Annotated in this window: 17 protein-coding genes; 11 read left to right on the top strand and 6 right to left on the bottom strand. The window is 64.0% G+C overall.

What is annotated here, in order from left to right:
- Window positions 1-278: 278 nt before the first annotated feature.
- Complete coding sequence (locus QAZ22_RS15845) at window positions 279-1277, bottom strand: ABC transporter permease (RefSeq protein ID WP_278207735.1); 999 nt, start codon at window positions 1275-1277, stop codon at window positions 279-281.
- A gap of 60 nt (window positions 1278-1337) precedes the next feature.
- Entirely contained in the window at window positions 1338-2081 is a 744-nt protein-coding gene (locus QAZ22_RS15850; protein WP_278207736.1) for an ATP-binding cassette domain-containing protein, read from the bottom strand.
- Between the two features lie 455 nt (window positions 2082-2536).
- Between QAZ22_RS15850 and QAZ22_RS15855 the strand changes: the two genes are divergently transcribed.
- The gene (locus QAZ22_RS15855) at window positions 2537-3526 is read left to right on the top strand and encodes a sugar-binding protein (protein WP_278207737.1); all 990 of its coding nucleotides are present in this window, start codon (window positions 2537-2539) and stop codon (window positions 3524-3526) included.
- A gap of 168 nt (window positions 3527-3694) precedes the next feature.
- Window positions 3695-4462, top strand: a complete 768-nt coding sequence (locus QAZ22_RS15860) for a FadR/GntR family transcriptional regulator (protein WP_278072643.1) — start codon at window positions 3695-3697, stop codon at window positions 4460-4462.
- Between the two features lie 18 nt (window positions 4463-4480).
- Here QAZ22_RS15860 and QAZ22_RS15865 read toward each other — a convergent pair whose 3' ends face one another.
- Complete coding sequence (locus tag QAZ22_RS15865) at window positions 4481-5419, bottom strand: NAD(P)-dependent oxidoreductase (protein ID WP_278207738.1); 939 nt, start codon at window positions 5417-5419, stop codon at window positions 4481-4483.
- A 157-nt stretch (window positions 5420-5576) separates the two neighbouring features.
- Here QAZ22_RS15865 and QAZ22_RS15870 point away from each other — a divergent pair, with 157 nt between their 5' ends.
- Window positions 5577-6473, top strand: a complete 897-nt coding sequence (locus QAZ22_RS15870; protein WP_278207739.1) for an NAD(P)-dependent oxidoreductase — start codon at window positions 5577-5579, stop codon at window positions 6471-6473.
- Window positions 6474-6574: 101 nt separating this feature from the next.
- Window positions 6575-7351, top strand: a complete 777-nt coding sequence (locus QAZ22_RS15875) for a FadR/GntR family transcriptional regulator (protein ID WP_278207740.1) — start codon at window positions 6575-6577, stop codon at window positions 7349-7351.
- Between the two features lie 25 nt (window positions 7352-7376).
- On the opposite strand, the gene QAZ22_RS15880 is transcribed toward QAZ22_RS15875, so the two are convergent.
- Window positions 7377-7664, bottom strand: coding sequence for a DUF3175 domain-containing protein (locus QAZ22_RS15880; protein WP_278072647.1), 288 nt, complete (start codon window positions 7662-7664; stop codon window positions 7377-7379).
- A 230-nt stretch (window positions 7665-7894) separates the two neighbouring features.
- Between QAZ22_RS15880 and QAZ22_RS15885 the strand changes: the two genes are divergently transcribed.
- The 7 genes from QAZ22_RS15885 (at window position 7895) to QAZ22_RS15915 (ending at window position 15773) form a co-directional block, all read left to right on the top strand.
- The gene (locus QAZ22_RS15885) at window positions 7895-9067 is read left to right on the top strand and encodes an MFS transporter (protein ID WP_278207859.1); all 1173 of its coding nucleotides are present in this window, start codon (window positions 7895-7897) and stop codon (window positions 9065-9067) included.
- A gap of 152 nt (window positions 9068-9219) precedes the next feature.
- Window positions 9220-10248, top strand: coding sequence for a LacI family DNA-binding transcriptional regulator (locus QAZ22_RS15890; RefSeq protein WP_278207741.1), 1029 nt, complete (start codon window positions 9220-9222; stop codon window positions 10246-10248).
- Between the two features lie 271 nt (window positions 10249-10519).
- Entirely contained in the window at window positions 10520-11644 is a 1125-nt protein-coding gene (locus QAZ22_RS15895; RefSeq protein WP_278207742.1) for a sugar ABC transporter substrate-binding protein, read from the top strand.
- Window positions 11645-11719: 75 nt separating this feature from the next.
- Window positions 11720-13264 carry a sugar ABC transporter ATP-binding protein gene (locus QAZ22_RS15900; RefSeq protein ID WP_278207743.1) on the top strand — a complete coding sequence of 515 codons (1545 nt, stop codon included), beginning with the start codon at window positions 11720-11722 and terminating at the stop codon, window positions 13262-13264.
- Entirely contained in the window at window positions 13261-14241 is a 981-nt protein-coding gene (locus QAZ22_RS15905) for an ABC transporter permease (protein ID WP_278207744.1), read from the top strand. The genes QAZ22_RS15900 and QAZ22_RS15905 overlap by 4 nt, the downstream gene beginning before the upstream one ends.
- Window positions 14238-15224, top strand: coding sequence for an ABC transporter permease (locus QAZ22_RS15910; RefSeq protein WP_278207745.1), 987 nt, complete (start codon window positions 14238-14240; stop codon window positions 15222-15224). The genes QAZ22_RS15905 and QAZ22_RS15910 overlap by 4 nt, the downstream gene beginning before the upstream one ends.
- Before the next feature lie 81 nt (window positions 15225-15305).
- Window positions 15306-15773, top strand: coding sequence for a gluconokinase (locus QAZ22_RS15915; RefSeq protein WP_278207860.1), 468 nt, complete (start codon window positions 15306-15308; stop codon window positions 15771-15773).
- Window positions 15774-15795: 22 nt separating this feature from the next.
- On the opposite strand, the gene QAZ22_RS15920 is transcribed toward QAZ22_RS15915, so the two are convergent.
- Complete coding sequence (locus QAZ22_RS15920; RefSeq protein WP_278207747.1) at window positions 15796-16944, bottom strand: hypothetical protein; 1149 nt, start codon at window positions 16942-16944, stop codon at window positions 15796-15798.
- A gap of 96 nt (window positions 16945-17040) precedes the next feature.
- The gene (locus QAZ22_RS15925; protein WP_040970141.1) at window positions 17041-17490 is read right to left on the bottom strand and encodes an Rrf2 family transcriptional regulator; all 450 of its coding nucleotides are present in this window, start codon (window positions 17488-17490) and stop codon (window positions 17041-17043) included.
- Window positions 17491-17549: the final 59 nt, after the last annotated feature.

A 17549-nucleotide genomic window follows, 5' to 3' on the forward strand; every position in this document is an offset into this window, starting at 1 on the left:
TCCCTTCGCCTGCTGGGGGATTTTGCGGCCGGGGTGCGGCCACGTCAAGGCAGGCGGAATGCCATGGAAACTGTGCTTCCGATGCCGAAAATGGATTTTCAGACTGAGCGATATGGGGCGGCCCTTCTCCCCTTGTGGGAGAAGGTGTCGCCGAAGGCGACGGATGAGGGGTGCTCCAGGGAAAGCCAGCGTCTCACTCCGCTGGAACACCCCTCATCCGTCTCGGCGCTGCGCGCCGATCCACCTTCTCCCACAAGGGGAGAAGGGAAAGTTGCGCCTTAGTCGCTGCGCCGGAAGTTGCGGATGCGGTCGAACAGCACGGCCAGGATGATCGCGCCGCCGATGAAGGTGCCTTGCCAGAAAGCGTTGATGCCGAGCAGGCCTAGGCTGTTGCGGATTACTTCGATCAGCGCGGCGCCGACGACGGCACCCAGAGCCGTCCCGACGCCGCCGGCGAGATTGGCGCCGCCGATGACGGTGGCGGCGATCACCTGGAGCTCCATGCCGGTGCCGATATTGGTGGTGACGGCGCCGAGCCAGCCGGTCTGGATGATGCCGGCGAGACCGGCGGAAAGCGCCGAGATCATATAGACCGCGACCTTGATCTGGCGCACCGGAACGCCGGTCAGCGTCGCCGCGTGCTCATTGCCGCCGATGGCGAAGATATGCCGGCCGAACTTGGTCCAGCGCAGGGTGAAGCCCGTAAGCAGCGCCAGAAGGATCATATAGAGCACCGGGTTGGCGATGCCGAACACCCATGCGCCGCCGCCCAGAGCGAGCAGCTTGTCGTGATCCGGTCCAAACTGGAAAACGACGGTGTTGTTGGAGGCGACCATGGCGAGGCTGCGGGCGACCGAGAGCATGCCGAGCGTCACCACGAAAGGCGGAAAGTCGAGATAGGCGATAAGGACGCCGTTGAAGGCACCGATAATGAGTGCGGTGGCAATCGAGACGCCAATGCCGGTGACGATGCCGTAACCGGCATGCATCGTGACGGCAAGCACCATCGAGCACAGGCACAGCACCGAGCCGACCGACAGGTCGATGCCACCGGTGATGATGACGAAGGTCATGCCGAGCGCGATGATTGCAACGAAGGTGACGTTGCGGGTGATGTTGAAGATGTTCTTCGACGTGGCGAAGGAATCCGTGGCAAGGGACAGGAAGAGGCAGGCAAGGATGACCGCGATCACCACCCAGAAGGTCTGGCTGGACAGCATGCGCGACAGGAAGGTGTGCTGCTTCTGCGCGATCGTCTGGTCAAGTGTGACTGCCATTATCGACCTTTCCTGCCAAAGGTGAAGCGCGCCAGCGGCGCGAGTTCCGGATCAGTGCTGTCATGCCACCTGTTCGATGGCCCCGGTGATCAGCCCCGTGACTTCCTCGGGCGAGCTCGAGGCGATTTTCTTGTCGGCGACCTTGCGGCCGCGACGCATGACGATGACGCGGTCGGCGACGTCGAAGACGTCGGGCATGCGGTGGCTGATCAGCACGACGGCGATGCCCTGATCGCGCAAATGGCGGATCAGGTTCAGCACTTCGGCGACCTGCCGTACCGAGATCGCCGCGGTCGGCTCGTCCATCAGCACGATCTTGGCCTGCGACAGCATGGTGCGGGCGATCGCCACCGCCTGGCGCTGACCGCCCGACATCTGCTTGACGAGGTCTCGCGGCCGCGTCTCGGATTTCAGTTCGGCGAAGAGCTGGCCGGCGCGCCTGTACATCGCGGCATAGTCGAGAATGCGGAACGGGCCGATGCCGCGGCGGAGTTCCCGCCCGAGATAGACATTGGCGGCGGCCGTCAGATTGTTGCAGAGCGCCAGGTCCTGGTGGACGATCTCTATGCCGTGCTGGCGGGCCTCGGCCGGCTTGTGTAGGATCAACTCCTTGTCGTCCATGCGCATCGTGCCATGGCTCGGGCGGAAGTTGCCGGCGATCATCTTGACCAGCGTCGACTTGCCGGCGCCGTTGTCGCCCATCAGGCCGACGACCTCGCCGGCCTGCAGCGTGAACGAGACGTCGTTCACCGCCTGGATGGCGCCGAAATGCTTCGAGATGTTGGCGAGTTCGAGAACCGACACCAGCCTTAAGCCTCCCCGTTTCCGTTCCACGAGCGCCGTCATCGATGCCGGCGCCGCATGGGCCTCGCACGTCCAACTCCTCCCGAGCGGGTGCGATCGGTGCATTTAGGCGAAAGCCTGCATGGGCGTCAATCAACTGTCGGACGATTAATTTCGGATCTCGTCGAAAAATCGGTTTTGTAGGACAAATAGGAATTGACGTTAGCTGCGAGCCGTTATTAGCTAGCGTTGGAGGAAGGGCTTGTCCTCGCAAGACCGCCGCCCGATGGAGGCGGCTGGCGGGGTTTGGTCAGGATCCGGCAAGGCCAGCGTTCATCGAGCTGGAACGGATCGGCAAATGCTTATCGGACCGGTTTAAGACACGAGCATTCAAGGTGATTGCCGTGTTCCTTGCATCCGGGCCGATCGGTGTGGCGGACACGTCGTGTCCGTCTGTTTTCAAGGGAGGAGATGATATGAGGAAATCACTTTTGCTCGCCGCCGTCGCCGCCATGGCGTTGGGCGCCGGGCCGGCTTTGGCCAAGAAACAACTCGTCATTGTCGTGAAGGGTCTCGACAACCCGTTCTTCGAAGCCATCCACCAGGGCTGCGAGAAATGGAACAAGGAAAACGCCAGTTCCGAATATGAATGCTTCTACACCGGTCCGGCATCGACCTCGGACGAGGCCGGCGAAGCCCAGATCGTGCAGGACATGCTGAGCAAGCCGGATACGGCGGCGATGGCGATCTCGCCGTCCAATGCGCCGCTGATCGCGCAGACGATCAAGAGCGCCAATCCGTCGATCCCGATCATGACGGTCGACGCGGACCTGACCAAGGAAGATGCGGCGCTGCGCAAGACCTATCTCGGCACCGACAACTATCTGATGGGCAAGCGCATCGGCGAATACATCAAGAAGGCCAAGCCGAATGGCGGCACGATCTGCACCATCGAAGGCAATGCCGCGGCCGACAACATCCTGCGCCGCGCGCAGGGCATGCGCGATGCGCTGTCGGGCAAGGAAGGCCTGTCGGAGTTGAAGGGCGAGGGCGGCTGGACCGAAGTGGCCGGCTGCCCGGTGTTCACCAATGACGACGGCGCCAAGGGCGTTCAGGCGATGACCGACATCCTCGCCGCAAATCCGAAGCTCGACGCTTTCGGCATCATGGGCGGCTGGCCGCTGTTCGGCGCTCCGCAGCCCTATCGCGACCTGTTCAAGCCGATGGCCGAGAAGATCGCCAAGAACGAGTTCGCCATCGGCGCCGCCGATACCATCGGCGACGAAGTGGCGATCGCCAAGGACGGGCTGGTGACCGCGCTGGTCGGCCAGCGGCCGTTCGAAATGGGCTACAAGGCGCCTTCGGTGATGCTCGACCTCATCGGCGGCAAGAAGGTCGACGATCCGGTCTTCACCGGCCTCGACGAATGCACCAAGGATACGGTCGACACCTGCATCCAGAAGTAAGCTTCGATAGCTGGGGCGCCCCTCGTGGGCGCCCCTTCACCCTTTTCCGCTTGGACCATGAACGCGGCCTTTGCCTCCGGTAACAGGCGAGGGCCTTCGTGCGCCCGAAATTTCTTGGCGGATGATTGCGGGCGGCCTCTGCCCGCGACGGGAGGCACCGGAACGCGGATGCCACGAGAAAAGTCAGGGAAGCGCCTGGCCGAACCGGTCCAGCCGGCTACGATCCGCAGGCCCGAGGCGACGCGGATCGCCGGCCTCAGCGTGCATGCCTCGCTGGCGGGCGAGATCGGCCTCAGGATCGTGCGCGGCGACTACCCTCCCGGCACCATCCTGCCCAACGAAGCCAAATGGTCGGAAACCTTCAACGTCAGCCGCTCGGCAGTGCGCGAAGCGATCAAGATGCTGATGGCCAAGAGCCTGCTCTCCTCGCGGCCGAAGATCGGCAGCTGGGTCGAGCCAAGGGAGCGGTGGAACCTGCTCGACCGCGACGTGCTCGCCTGGTACGCGACGTCGCCCGATCGCGAAGTGTTCCTGAGGACGGTGCAGGAGTTCCGCCACATCATCGAACCGGAGGCGGCAGCCTTCGCGGCGACGCGGCGCTCCGACGAGCAGATGATCGAGATCAGCCAGGCCTGCCGCGAGATGGGGGAGGCGATGCATTTCCAGGAGCGCACGCGCGCCGATACGCGGTTCCATATCGCCATCCTGCGCGCCTCGGGCAACGAGCTTTTGGTGCCGCTCGGCGTGCTGATCGAGTCGGCGCTCGACCATCTCTTCGTCTTCGTCACGCGCGAACACAGCGACCAGCGGCGGGCCCAGTCCCTGCACGAGGCGATCGAGCGGAACATCCGCCTGCAGCGCCCCGCCGCCGCGAGAAGCGCGGTGCACAAGCTGCTCGCCAACACCGACGAGGTGATCGGGCGGTCGCGGCGGTGAGGACTCGCCCGGCGGGCGTCAGATCTTCTGCTTCACGCCGTCCTTCGACGGCATCAGGTCGACGCCGTTGAGCTTGCCGACATGGGTCGCCAGCATCGGCACATACTGGTCGGCCGGTCCGGCGGCGAAGGCGGTCGCGAACGAGTTCTTGGTGGCGTTGCCCAGCGGGTTGGCAATGCCGGCAGCGCCCGCCATCGATTCCAGATAGGTCAGATCCTTGAAGGCATTGGCGATGGAGAATTTGTGCGCGTCGCGATCGCCCTCCAGCGTCCAGCGCATGAAGGTCTGATAGAAACCGCAGTCCATGCGGCCGTTGCGGATGACGCTGTCGAAGCGCGGCGGCGAGATGCCGACCTTCTGCGCCAAGGCAAGCGCCTCCGAATAGATCGCCGCGTAGCCCAGCGAGATGAAATTGTTGAGCAACTTCATGCGATGGCCGTCGCCGGTGTCGCCGATATGGACGATGCGGCCGGCCCAGGTCTCGATCACCGGCTTCAGCCTGGCGAACACCGCGTCGGGCGCGCCGACCATGGCATCGAGCGTGCCTTCCCAGGCCTCCTTCGGCGTGCGGCTGAGCGGCGCGTCGACATAGTCGACGTCGAGCGCCTCGAGCTCGGCGGCGAGCGCCATGGTGGAGACCGGGTCGGATGTCGAGCAATCGACGACCACCGAGCCTTCCTTCAAGCCTTCCTTCAGCCCGCCGGGGCCACGTATGATCGCCTCCACCTCGCGCGAGCCGGTGACGCAGATGAAGACGATATCGGACGCCGCCGCCACCTCGCGAGAAGTCGATGCTTCTTTGGCGCCGCGGCCGATCAGGTCTTCCGCCGGCTTGCGGTTCTTGCGGCCAAGGAAGGTCAGCGGATAGCCCTTGTCGACGATGTTCTTGGCGATGCCGTGCCCCATCAGGCCGAGGCCGATGAAACCGATGTTTTCGCGGGCAGCGGTGGTGGTCATGTCGTTTCGTCCCTGTTTTTCCTGATGGTCGGCGCCGGCGCGACCGGCCGGCGAGCGATTGCTGGAGAAGGTTTTCGCGGATCGCGGTTGGCAGGCGATTGCGGAATACCATATTGTCTGACAATACACATAATTCTCGTGCAATGTGGAGAGCAAAATGACGAAGCGGATCATGTTCACCGGCGGCAGCGGCAAGGCCGGCCGCCATGTGGTCCAGTACCTGGTCGAGCATGGCTGCCAGGTGCTCAACATCGACGCCAAGCCGCTCGACAACCCGAAGGTGCGCACGCTGATCACCGATATCACCGACAGCGGTCAGGTGTTCAATGCGCTGTCGAGCTATGCGGGGTTGCACGAGTTCGATCCGTCGCTGCGGGCGCAGCCGGTCGATGCCGTGGTGCATTTCGCCGCCATACCGCGCATCATGATCACACCCGACAACGAGGTGTTCCGCATCAACGCGATGGGCACCTACAACGTCATCGAGGCGGCTGTGAAGCTCGGCATCCGCAAGGTGATCATCGCTTCCAGCGAGACGACCTACGGCCTGGTCTTCGCCAACGAACCGCGCAACCCGACGCATTTCCCGCTCGATGAGGACTACGACGTCGATCCGATGGACAGCTACGCGCTGTCGAAGATCGTCAACGAGAAGACGGCGCGCGCCTTCGCGCTGCGCAGCGGTTTCGACATCTATGCGCTGCGCATCGGCAACGTCATCGAGCCGCATGAATATGCGCTGTTCCCAAAATGGTTCGCCGATCCGGGTTTCCGCAAGCGTATCGCCTGGAGCTATATCGATGCCCGCGATCTTGGCCAGATCACCTTGCGCGCCATCGAGAAGGACGGATTGGGCTATCAGGTGTTCAACGCCGCCAACGACGACACCTCGTCCGACCTGCCGACGGCGGAGCTGCTGAAGCGTTTCTATCCGGGCGTGCCGGTGAAAGCCGAGCTCGGTGAATTCGAGACGCTGCTGTCGAACCGCAAAGCTCGGGAGGTGCTCGGTTTCCGCCCCGAACACAGCTGGCGCAAATACGTCAAGACTGCGTGAAGGGAGCCAAGCCCCGGCTGAGCTGTGCACATCCCGGCATCTTGCGGCAAAGCTAGCCTTGGCGTGCTTGACAGCTTCTGAAAACCGGACTTTCTGGATATATGCGGGACGCAAAGCCGAACAACGAAAAAAGGGCGACGAGAGTGGCATCCGCCGATCGTATGGCGGGTGTTCGCCGGCCGGATGCGCCGCGCATCCCGGGCGCCAGCGTGCATACGTCGCTGGCCAGCGAAATCGGCCTTCGGATCGTGCGCGGCGACTATCCGCCTGGCACCATCCTGCCCAACGAAGCGAAATGGTCGGAGACCTTCGACGTCAGCCGTTCCGCGGTGCGCGAGGCGATCAAGATGCTGATGGCCAAGAGCCTTCTGGCGTCGCGGCCAAAGATCGGCAGTTGGGTGGAGCCGAAGGAGCGCTGGAACCTGCTCGACCGCGACGTTCTCGCCTGGTACGCGACCTCGCCGGATCGCGAGGTCTTCCTGAAGACGGTGCAGGAATTCCGCCATATCATCGAGCCGGAGGCGGCCGCTTTCGCGGCGATGCGGCGCACCGACGAGCAGATGGCCGAGATCAGCCAAACGTGCCGCGAGATGGGCGACGCGACCAGCCTGCAGGAGCGCACACGCGCCGACACGCGCTTCCACCTCGCCATTCTGCGGGCCTCGGGCAACGATCTCCTGGTGCCGCTCGGCGTCCTGATCGAATCCGCCTTCGACCATCTCTTCGCCTATACGACGCGCGAGCTGGACGACCTGCAGCACGCCCAGAAACTGCACGAAGCGATCGAGAGGAACATCCGGCTGCAGCGACCGGATGCGGCGCGCAACGCCGTGCGCAAGCTGCTTGCCAATACCGACGACGTCATCCGTTCGCGCTGAGGCCCGCCGGAATACAGGTCAGGCCTCAATCCTGCTTTTCGCGCCCGAAGGCGACGCGTAACTCGTCCTTGGCCTTTTCCAGCACCCGCTTACGCTCCTCCGGCAGATTCCTGCCGGCACGGTTGATGTAGAAATTCAGCATCGACATCGCGGAGCGGAACGGCTCCGCCTTGCGGCGGTGGCTGTGCTCGGCCGAGCGCTTCAACGAAGCGGCGATCTTCCTGGCATCGTCGGATTCGAAGACATGCTCCTCGAGATCCAGCGCATCGCTGTGTTTGGTCACTTCGGCCGACCATTTCTTCCTGGCGGTCATGGTGAAGCTCCTTCCTGGGGCACAACTCCCCTTCAGGCACAACTCGGGGCAGCATGGCCGGTTCCAAGTTTCTGGAGCCACGGATTTGCCGGTCGTGGCGCTGCTCGATGCGGGAAATGGGCAGATAGTGGTGCCGGACCGCCGACGCGGGAACAGCAATAGGAAGTGCCTTGACGACAATCTCCGGAAGCGCGGCAAACAGCCCCGGCATCGACAGCGGCTATGCATGGATGCGGCTTGCCGTTTCGGTGCTGCTGGCGACGATAGGCGGCGCCGGCATGTGGGCGGTGGTCGTCGTCCTGCCCGCCGTCCAAGCCGAGTTCGGCGTCGATCGCGCGGCAGCCTCGATGCCTTACACCGCGACGATGATCGGCTTTGCCGCCGGCAATGCGCTGGTCGGACGCGCCATCGACCGCATGGGCTACTGGATACCGGCGCTTGCCTCCGCGCTGGCGCTCAGCGCGGGCTTTGTTCTTGCCTCGCTCACAACATCGATCCTGGTATTCACCCTCGTCCAGGGGCTTTTGATCGGCGTCGGCACGTCGGCGATCTTCGGGCCGCTGATCGCCGACGTCTCGCACTGGTTCAATCGCCGCCGTGGCGTCGCGGTGACCGCGGCCGCCTCCGGCAGCTACCTTGCCGGCGCCGTCTGGCCAACCGTCATGCCCTATGTGATGCAAAGCGGTGGCTGGCGGTTCACCTATGCAACGATCGGGGTGATCTGCCTTGTGACCATGGTGCCGCTGGTGCTGATGCTGCGGCGCCGCGCGCCGCGCGAGGTGGCTCAAGGCTCGCCGGGCAGCCGGCCGGTTCACCCGATCTCGCTGTCGCCGGCCGCGCTGCAAATGCTTCTGGTCGTCGCCGGATTCGGCTGCTGCATGGCGATGGCTATGCCGCAGGTGCATATCGTCGCCTATTGCATGGATCTCGGCTACGGCGTCGCGCGCGGCGCCGACATGCTGTCGATCATGCTGGCGGCGGGTGTCGTAAGTCGCATCGGCTCAGGCTTCCTCGCCGACCGCATCGGCGCGGTGAAGACGCTGCTCATCGGCTCGGCGCTGCAGTGCCTGTCGCTGCTCTTCTACATTCCCTTCGACGGGCTCGCCTCGCTCTATGTGGTCTCGCTGGTGTTCGGCCTGTCGCAAGGCGGCATCGTTCCCTGCTATGCGATCATCGTGCGCGACTACATGCCGGCAAAGGAAGCCGGCCAGCGCGTCGGCATCGTCATGATGGCAACGATCTTCGGCATGGCGGTCGGCGGCTGGATGTCGGGCTGGATCTACGATCTCACCGGCTCCTACGCCGCGGCGTTCCTCAACGGCATCACTTGGAACCTGGTGAATCTCGCAGCGGTCCTGCTCCTCATGTGGAAGGCGAGGCGGAGCGCCGAAGCGCTGGCTTGATGTCCGTCAGGTGGCTGGGACAGGCTGACCATCGCTTGACAACGGCCATCGCCTGCGCGACCCAGATCGGATGGGACGGGCTGCGGGATATTGGCTAGGATGTTGACGGTCGGCCCGCTGCCGCGCTGCTTACGCGCAGAAAGGGCAGGGCTGTGACAAAGCCCCGCTCACGCCGCGGCGGCGGTCGCCCGACCATCGCCGACGTGGCGCGCAAGGCGGGTGTGGGCGCCATTACCGTGTCGCGCGCCCTGCGCGAGCCTGGGCGGGTTTCGGAAGATCTGCGCCGGCAGATACAGGCCGCCGTCGACGAGCTCGGCTATGTTCCGGATCCCAACGCGCGGGCCTTGGCCTCGGCGCGCGCGGAAGTCTTCGGCGTGCTGGTGCCGTCACTCACCAACAACGTCTTTGCCGAAGTGGTGCGCGGCATCTATGACAGCCTCTCCGATGGCCCGTTCCGCATTCAGCTCGGCAACACGCACTATTCGGGTCTGGAGGAAGAGCGGCTGCTGCAGGTGTTTGCCCTGCAGCGCCCGGCGGCACTGATCGTTGCCGGCATCGACCAGACGCCCCAGTCGCGAAAACTGCTGGAGACGGCCGGCTGCCCGGTGGTGCAAGTCATGGAAACCGGACCGGATCCGATCGATATGCTCGTCGGCTTCTCGCATTTCGACGGCGGCCGGGCGGCCACCGAGCATCTGATCGAAGCGGGCTACAGGCGGATCGGCTTCATCGGCGCGCGCATGGATCCGCGCTCGCAGCGGCGCCTTGCCGGCTATCGCGCGGCGATGGAAGCGGGCGGCCTGTTCGACCCCCGTCTGGTCACCACCACGCCGCTACTGTCCAGCGTGACGCTCGGGCGCGAGCTTCTGCGCGATGCATTGGCCAAGATGCCGGCGCTCGATGGCGTCTTCTGCAACAATGACGATATTGCGCTCGGCGTTCTGTTCGAATGCCGCCGAGCTGCGATCGCGGTGCCGAAGACGATCGGCATCGTCGGCTTCAACGATCTCGACATGATGCAGGCAGCCTTTCCGTCGGTCACCAGCGTTCGCACGCATCGCTATGAAATCGGCCGCCAGGCGGTGGCGATGGCGCTTGCCGCGATCGCCGGCCAAAGACCGCAGCAGCGGGTCGTCGACCTCGGTTTCGAGCTTATACGCCGCGAGAGCACCACTCGCTGAAACACGCAGAGGCGACTGTGCAAATGCCGGTTTACAGGCTTTAATGGTAGCGCTACCATTTTTGCGTGAAGTCTGTTTATTATACATAAGCAACAGCTCATGCTTGTTTATTATGTATAATATGATAGTTTCATAAGCCGCCTGGAGAGGGGATGGGAGGGGGAAAAGAGGGACGGCGCAAGCCACCTCGCAAGCGTATCGGATTGGCAGGAGGGTGCCGGCCGACCGCCAACACATTCAACAAGCAGAACTGCAACTGGGAGGAATACCGATGATCAAGTCACTTGTTGGCGGCGTCATTGCCGCCACTGCATTCGTCATGCTGAGTTCTTCGGCGATCGCCGATCCGGAGATCGTGAAAGGGCCGTCCGCCGAGCCCGACTGCTTCGCGCCGTGGGCGGCCGACACGCAGTTCTTCAAATATCCGAAGAAGGATGGGCCGTACCGTATCGCGCTCGCCAACGGCTACATCGCCAACACCTGGCGCATCCAGATGATCCAGACGGCCAAGGCCTATGCCGCGCAGCCGGACGTTGCCAAGAAGCTGAAGGAATTCAAGGTGGTATCGACCGGCGAGGATGTGCCGGCGCAGATCTCGGCGATCAACAACTTCATCGACTCCGGCTTCGACGCGATCGTCGTCAACGCCCAGAACCCGACGGCGTTCGGGCCGGTCATCAAGCGCGCCAAGGAAGCCGGCGTCATTCTCGTCGCTTTCGACAACATCCTCGACACCAAGGACGCCATCAACGTCAATGTCGACCAGAAGGGCCTCGGCGAGTTGTGGGGCAAGTGGCTGGTCGCGCATGTGCCGAATGGCGGCAAGGTGCTCGAGGTGCGCGGCGTCGCTGGTACCTCCGTCGACACCGACCGGCACAACGGCATCCACGAGGTGCTCGACGGCTCAGGCAAGAAGTGGGATGTCACCGAGGTCGTGGGCAAATGGGACGACGGCGTGGCGCAGAAGGCCACCGCCGACGCCATCGCCACCAGCGGACCGTTCGACGGCATCACGGGACAGGGCGGCGACACCGGCATCGTGCAGGCGATGATCGACGCCAAGCATCCGTTCGTGCCGTTCGGCGGCGAAACGGAAAACGGCTTCCGCAAATTCTGCGCCGCGCATGCGGGAGATGGGTTGAAATGTTCGTCGGCCGGCACCGGCCCTGCCCAGGTCGCGGTCGCCATCAAGACGGCGATTGCCGCTCTCGAAGGCAATGTTGTGCCGCAGTCGGTCAAGCTGCCGCTGGCTATCGTCGAGGACCCGAACTTCAAGGCGGGACAGGATTTCTTCCCGGACCAGTCCGACAATTTCTTCGTCGGCAATTCCTTCCCGACCTGCGGCATCAATTTCACCGCCCAGGAAATCATGGGTCAGACCAAGGAAAACAAGTAGCTTGACCATCCGGCGCCGCGGCCTTCGCGGCGCCGGCCGCTTGATGCCAATCGCGAACTGGCCTGGGGAGGGCTGATGGACGGCGCGGCTCCGCTCTTCCGCATGGAAGGCATATCCAAGCGCTATGGCGGCGTGCGGGCCTTGGAGAAGGCCGACCTCACGGTGACGGCCGGCAGCATCCACGCCATTCTCGGTGAAAACGGCGCCGGCAAGTCGACGCTCATCAAGATCATGGCGGGCGTCGTCGCGCCCGACGAGGGTCGCATGACGCTCGACGGCCGCGAGGTGAGCTTCGCGTCGCCGGCCGCCGCAAACCAGGCCGGCATCGCCTGCATCTTCCAGGAGCTGTCGCTCATTCCGGAACTCAGCGTCGCCGACAACATCGTCATTTCCGATCCCCCGAAACGCTTCGGCATGATCGACCGCAAGGCGCAGCGGCGCATGGCGGAGGAGGCCCTTGCCCGCGCAGGCGCTTCCGACATCCATCCGTTGGCATTGGTCAAGGACCTGCCGCTGTCGCGTCGGCAGATGGTCGAGATCGCCAAGGCGCTGGCTAGGAAGCCGCGCATCCTGATCCTCGATGAGGCGACCTCCGCGCTGACGGCCACGGACGTCGCCAAGGTCTTCGACGTGCTGAAGCGGCTGCGCGAGGAAGGGCTGGCGCTGCTTTATATCTCCCACCGCATGAACGAGATCGCCGAACTGGCCGACCAGTGCACCGTGTTCCGCAACGGTCGCAATGTCGCCAGCTATCAAGCTGGATCGAAGAGCGACAACGAAGTCGTCGAGCTGATGATCGGCCGGGAATACAGCCACATCTTCCCGCCAAAGCCCACCATACCGGCTGCCACGACGCCCGTGCTCGAGGCGCGCAACCTCACCTGGGCCGACCGTCTGGACAACGTTTCTCTGAGCGTCAGGGCAGGAGAAGTGGTAGGGCTCGGCGGTCTCGACGGCCAGGGCCAGCGCGAGCTGCTGCTTGCGTTCTTCGGCGTGTTGCGGGGTCTTTCCGGGCGGATCCTGGTCGACGGCAAGCCGGTCTCGATTGCCAGTCCCTCGGCCGCGAGCGACGCCCGCATCGGCATGGCGCTGATCCCCGAAGACCGCAAGACGGAAGGGCTGATGCTGCCGATGACGGTGCGCGAGAACCTGTCCTTCGCAGCACTTGGCAGGCTGTCGAAAATGGGCGTGATCGACCGCGCGACGGAACAGCGGCTGATCGACGACATGGTCGGGCTGCTGGCCATCAAAACGGCGGGCCTCGACATTCCGGTCGGCGCGCTTTCCGGCGGCAACCAGCAGAAGGTGGTGATCGCGAAATGGCTGATGCGGCAGCCGCGCATCATCCTGCTCAACGATCCGACGCGCGGCATCGATGTCGGCACCAAGCAGGAGCTCTACCAGCTGATGCGCAAGCTGGCCGACGCTGGCGCGGCGATCCTGTTCTATTCGACCGATTATGACGAACTGATCGGCTGCTGCGACCGTGTGCTGGTGCTCTATGACGGCGCGGTCAAGCGGGAACTGGTCGGCGCCGAGATCACCGAGCGTGCGCTGATTGCCAGCGCACTGAACATCCACGGTGACAGCAATGGGCCAAGGCAGGGAGAGGGCGCGTGAAGGATTGGCGCTACTGGCTGGCAGAGCAGCGCGGGACGCTGCTTGCCTTCGGCATCTTCATCGTCATGTTCGCAATCTACAGCGCCAACCATCCGGCCGGCTTCACCGCCAATGTCGTGCAGACGGCGGCGAACAAGGGCGTCTTGCTTGCCTTTGTCGCCATGGCGCAGACGCTCGTCGTGATCACCGCGGGCATCGACCTGTCGGTCGGCATGATCTTTACGCTGACCAACTGCATGGCTTCCTGGCTGGTGATCGGCACCGGGCTCGAAACGGCGTTCGGGGTGGTGGCCGTGCTCGGCACCGGGCTCATCTGCGGGGCGATCAACGGCGCCATCGTGATCTATGGACGCCTGCAGCCGATCGTGGCGACGATCGCCACGGGCGCCGTCTATTTCGGGCTGGCGCTGCTTTTGCGACCGGTTCCCGGCGGATCGGTCGATGAGGGTCTCGCCGACTTCCTGACCGGGCGCTTCTTCGGCGTGGTGCCGGCCAGCCTGGTGGCGCTGTTTGTCGTCGTGCTGGTCGTGTGGGTGCCGTTCAGCCGCTCCGAACTCGGCCGCGCGGCTTACGCTGCCGGCTCGTCCGAGACGGCGGCCTATATGTCGGGCGTACCGATCCGCAGGGGCAAGTTCCTTGCTTATACGCTGGCCGGCCTGCTTGCCGCGATCGGCGGGCTGTTCCTCACCTTCTTCACCTATACGGGCGAAGCCGCCTATGCCAGCGGCAATGCCTATACGCTGTTCTCCATCGCGGCCGTCGTGCTCGGTGGCGTTTCTTTGTTTGGCGGCAAAGGCAGCGCCGTCGGCGCGATTTTCGGCGCGCTCGCCTTCCGCACCATCGGCGACCTCCTGTTCGTCTTCGATTTCGATCCGCTCTGGCAGCCGCTGTTCCAGGGCATTATCCTGTTGATCGCGGTCAGCCTCGGCGCCTTCGCGCTGTTCAGGGTGCGCAACCGGCTGGAGTGGTTCCTGTGAGCGAAACGACGCTTGGCGGCATCGCCAGCCGCATGCCGAAATTCATCCGCCGCGCCGATCCGGCGGTGGCGACCGCCTTTGCATGCATCGTGATCCTGCTTCTGGTGGGCAGCCTCTATTCGCGCAGTTTTCTCTCGCCGGAATATCTCCTGCAGCAGCTGAAGGTGGCCTCGTTCCTCGGCGTGATCGCCACTGGCATGATGCTGGTCATCCTGCTCGGTCAGATCGACCTGTCGGTGCCGTGGTCCGTGGCGACCGGCGCCATGATGGCCTGCGCGGCCGCTGCCTATGGTCAGTTCGGCGTCGCGCTCGCCATCCCGTTCGGCATCCTGTGCGGGGTGGCGATCGGCATCGTCAACGGCATTGGCGTCGCCTACCTGCGCATTCCCTCGATGATCATCACCTTGGCCACCAATGCCGTCGCGCAAGGGCTGATGGTGGTCTATACGGGCGGGTTCTCGCCGCAGGATTCGGCGACGGCGGCGATGCGCTACCTCGCGACCGGTTTCACCATTCCGGGAGTGCCGAATGCCGTGATCATCTGGGCGCTGATAGGAGCTGCAATGGTATTCGTGCTGACACGCACTAGTTTCGGCCGCGCCGTCTACGGCATCGGCAATCGCGAGCGCGCCGCCTATCTTTCCGGCATCGACACGCGCCGTGTGGTGATGGTCGCCTTTGCCGTGTCCGGCGGGCTCTCGGCCTTCGGCGGCGTGCTTCTGGCGGGCTATGCCTCGAAGGCCGCGCAGTCGATGGGCGATGCCTATCTACTGCCGTCGATCGCCGCGGTGGTACTGGGCGGCACCTCGATCCTCGGCGGACGCGGCTCCTATCTCGGAACCGTCGCCGGCGTGATCCTGATCACGCTGCTGCAGTCGATCCTGTCGGTCATGCAGATGCCGGAGGCGGGGCGGCAGATCATCTACGGCGTCGTGATCGTCGCCATGCTTCTGCTCTATGGCCGTGCTCCGGCAAGTCGCTGATCGCGGATGAAGGATCGGCAAAGGTCACAAGCGTCGGAGGCTCCTTTGAACGACATCCGGTCAGCGCCGGCCATCGTCGCGATGGGGGTTGCCGGCTGCGGCAAGACGGTGGTCGGCGAAGCGCTGGCCGAAGCGTTGGGCGCCGTCTTCATCGAGGGCGACCGGTTGCATCCGCCGGAGAACGTGGCGCGCATGGCGCGCGGCGAGCCGCTGACGGACGCGTTGCGCGAGGGCTGGCTCGACGCCATCGGCGAGCGCATCGCGGCTTCCGTCGCCGACGGACGGAAAGCCGTGGCTGCCTGCTCGGCATTGAAGCGCAGCTATCGCGACAGGCTGCGCGGTTTTTGCCCGGGCATCGTCTTCCTCTATCTCAAAATCGATCGCGAGACGGCCTGGAGCCGGGTCGCGAACCGCAAGGGTCACTTCATGCCGGCAAGCCTGGTCGACAGCCAGTTCTCGACGCTGGAAGAGCCAGGCCCGGATGAGTTCGCCGTGACGGTGGATGCGACGCGGACCGTGGCCGCGATCGTGAAGGAAGTCCTTGGCTAGAACGTCGGCAATCCAGTTTGCTTCAAGCGGCGTCGCCGCCGATCGCGGGTTGGTCCTGCCGCCCAGTGAGCCGATCGGCGCTGGACCAGGCCATCATCTGATCGGGGTATAATTTGACCGCTTCCAGCAGACGGTCGCGCTTGAGAAGGATATAGCCCGCCTGCAGGACGAGGTTCTTTGCCGTCACGTCCCTTGCCGGCAAGGAGGCTGGCTGGATAGCGTGTGGCTTCAGCTCGGGGCTGACGATCGCGCGGTACTCGCGAAAGGGTACGGTCTCCAAGGTCGACATGGCAAACAGCGCTGCACCGGCGCGCGCCGCGAAATTCGCCGGCGCCGAGGCGAGGTGAGTCCAGCCATGCTCGCCCATGGCAAGCTCCGTGAAGGTGGAGCCCGCGTAGATGGTGTTGGTCATCAGCACGACGCCGTTTTCCTTGAGCGCCTTCTGGATGCGCGCCGTGACCTGGTAGGCGTCGGCGCGCTCGAAGACGATGCGGCTTTTCAGGAAGCGGTTCTCGACCTCGACCAGCGGCCTGTTGATCACATGCAGACCGAATTTGCTTTCCGAAAAGCCGTGGAAAGTGACGCTCACCTGGTGCGCTTCGATTCCGGCCTCGAAGAGGGCGCGCTTGCCGATGATGGTCTGGGCGATGAACTGATCGCACCAGACGATGGCGCCGCGGCCGCGCTGCAAGGCCAAGCGCAAGCCGTCGAGCCCTTCCAGCCGGATAGAGGGCGACCAGCGGCGAGGAACGAGATGAGCGGCAAGCATCAGGCGGCGGCGATGCGCGGCGGCGAGATGGCCCCTGAAAAGGCTTTGCGTGTCGACGCCATCGCCAAGCACCGCTTTGATCGCGACATCATAGCGTGCGAATTCCTTGCGAAAATGGCGCTTGCGCCGAAGCGTCGAAACCCAATCGCAGATCGGCGCCCACCAGGCGACGGGCAGCAGCGCCGCCACGCCGAGATAGAACAGGGACAGCAGGCTTTCGCACAGATCCCTGTTGGAGAAGCGGCGCAATTTGCCGGGGCGAACGAGCTTGCGGCTGAAGAAGCGGACGGTTTCGTCGCGCTCCGGCACCAGCACGTCGGCGATGATCTCGGTATGATAGACGTTTGGACATGAAGGTTGCCGGCTGGCCCCGCGGCAATTGCCTAGCCAAGGCAGCCTCATGCGTCAGGTACCCCCAAACCTTGTTCCATCCGTCAGCCGCTTTACTGCGTCTGTCGCGGAGAGACAACCAAACGGTATGGCGCCGCGGCTGAGCGGTCAGATCTGCGAAGTGAGTTCGGCCGGGAAATCGTCGTTGTCGGCGTCGCGCATGGCGGCGAGGCTGCGATTGTCGAGCACCTCGGCGATCGCTTGGCGCACTTCCAGCATCATGTGGCGGACCTGGCACGTCGCCTCGTCGCAATCCTCGCAGCGCTGGTATTGCGTGCGGCTGGCACAGGGGATCGGCGCCAGCGGCCCGTCCAGCACGCGCACGACGTGGCCGATCTTGATCTCGGAAGCTGGCCTGGCGAGGCGATAGCCGCCTTCCTTGCCCTTGCGGCTTTGCACGAAACCGGCATTGCGCAATTCGCCGAGGATCGCATCCAGGAATTTCTTCGGGATGTTGTTGGCGACCGCTATGTCATTGACGAATGCAAGCTGGCCAGCCGGCAGGCTGGCAAGATGCACGAGGGCCTTGAGGCCGTATTTGCCTTTTTTGGTCAGCATGCCCGATTCAATTCATCAAACCCCAGTCGCCCTGCATCTGGCGGTTGTTTGTGTGCAAA

This window comes from Mesorhizobium sp. WSM4906, assembly GCF_029674625.1.
GTDB lineage: Bacteria > Pseudomonadota > Alphaproteobacteria > Rhizobiales > Rhizobiaceae > Mesorhizobium.

Coding starts and splice junctions, on each gene's coding strand:
- QAZ22_RS15895 (WP_278207742.1), top strand. CDS start 10,520: ATGATCAAGTCACTTGTTGGCGGCGTCATTGCCGCCACTGCATTCGTC.
- QAZ22_RS15880 (WP_278072647.1), bottom strand. CDS start 7,664: ATGACCGCCAGGAAGAAATGGTCGGCCGAAGTGACCAAACACAGCGAT.
- QAZ22_RS15915 (WP_278207860.1), top strand. CDS start 15,306: ATGGGGGTTGCCGGCTGCGGCAAGACGGTGGTCGGCGAAGCGCTGGCC.
- QAZ22_RS15885 (WP_278207859.1), top strand. CDS start 7,895: ATGCGGCTTGCCGTTTCGGTGCTGCTGGCGACGATAGGCGGCGCCGGC.
- QAZ22_RS15920 (WP_278207747.1), bottom strand. CDS start 16,944: ATGAGGCTGCCTTGGCTAGGCAATTGCCGCGGGGCCAGCCGGCAACCT.
- QAZ22_RS15845 (WP_278207735.1), bottom strand. CDS start 1,277: ATGGCAGTCACACTTGACCAGACGATCGCGCAGAAGCAGCACACCTTC.
- QAZ22_RS15860 (WP_278072643.1), top strand. CDS start 3,695: ATGCCACGAGAAAAGTCAGGGAAGCGCCTGGCCGAACCGGTCCAGCCG.
- QAZ22_RS15855 (WP_278207737.1), top strand. CDS start 2,537: ATGAGGAAATCACTTTTGCTCGCCGCCGTCGCCGCCATGGCGTTGGGC.
- QAZ22_RS15875 (WP_278207740.1), top strand. CDS start 6,575: ATGCGGGACGCAAAGCCGAACAACGAAAAAAGGGCGACGAGAGTGGCA.
- QAZ22_RS15925 (WP_040970141.1), bottom strand. CDS start 17,490: ATGCTGACCAAAAAAGGCAAATACGGCCTCAAGGCCCTCGTGCATCTT.
- QAZ22_RS15900 (WP_278207743.1), top strand. CDS start 11,720: ATGGACGGCGCGGCTCCGCTCTTCCGCATGGAAGGCATATCCAAGCGC.
- QAZ22_RS15870 (WP_278207739.1), top strand. CDS start 5,577: ATGACGAAGCGGATCATGTTCACCGGCGGCAGCGGCAAGGCCGGCCGC.
- QAZ22_RS15865 (WP_278207738.1), bottom strand. CDS start 5,419: ATGACCACCACCGCTGCCCGCGAAAACATCGGTTTCATCGGCCTCGGC.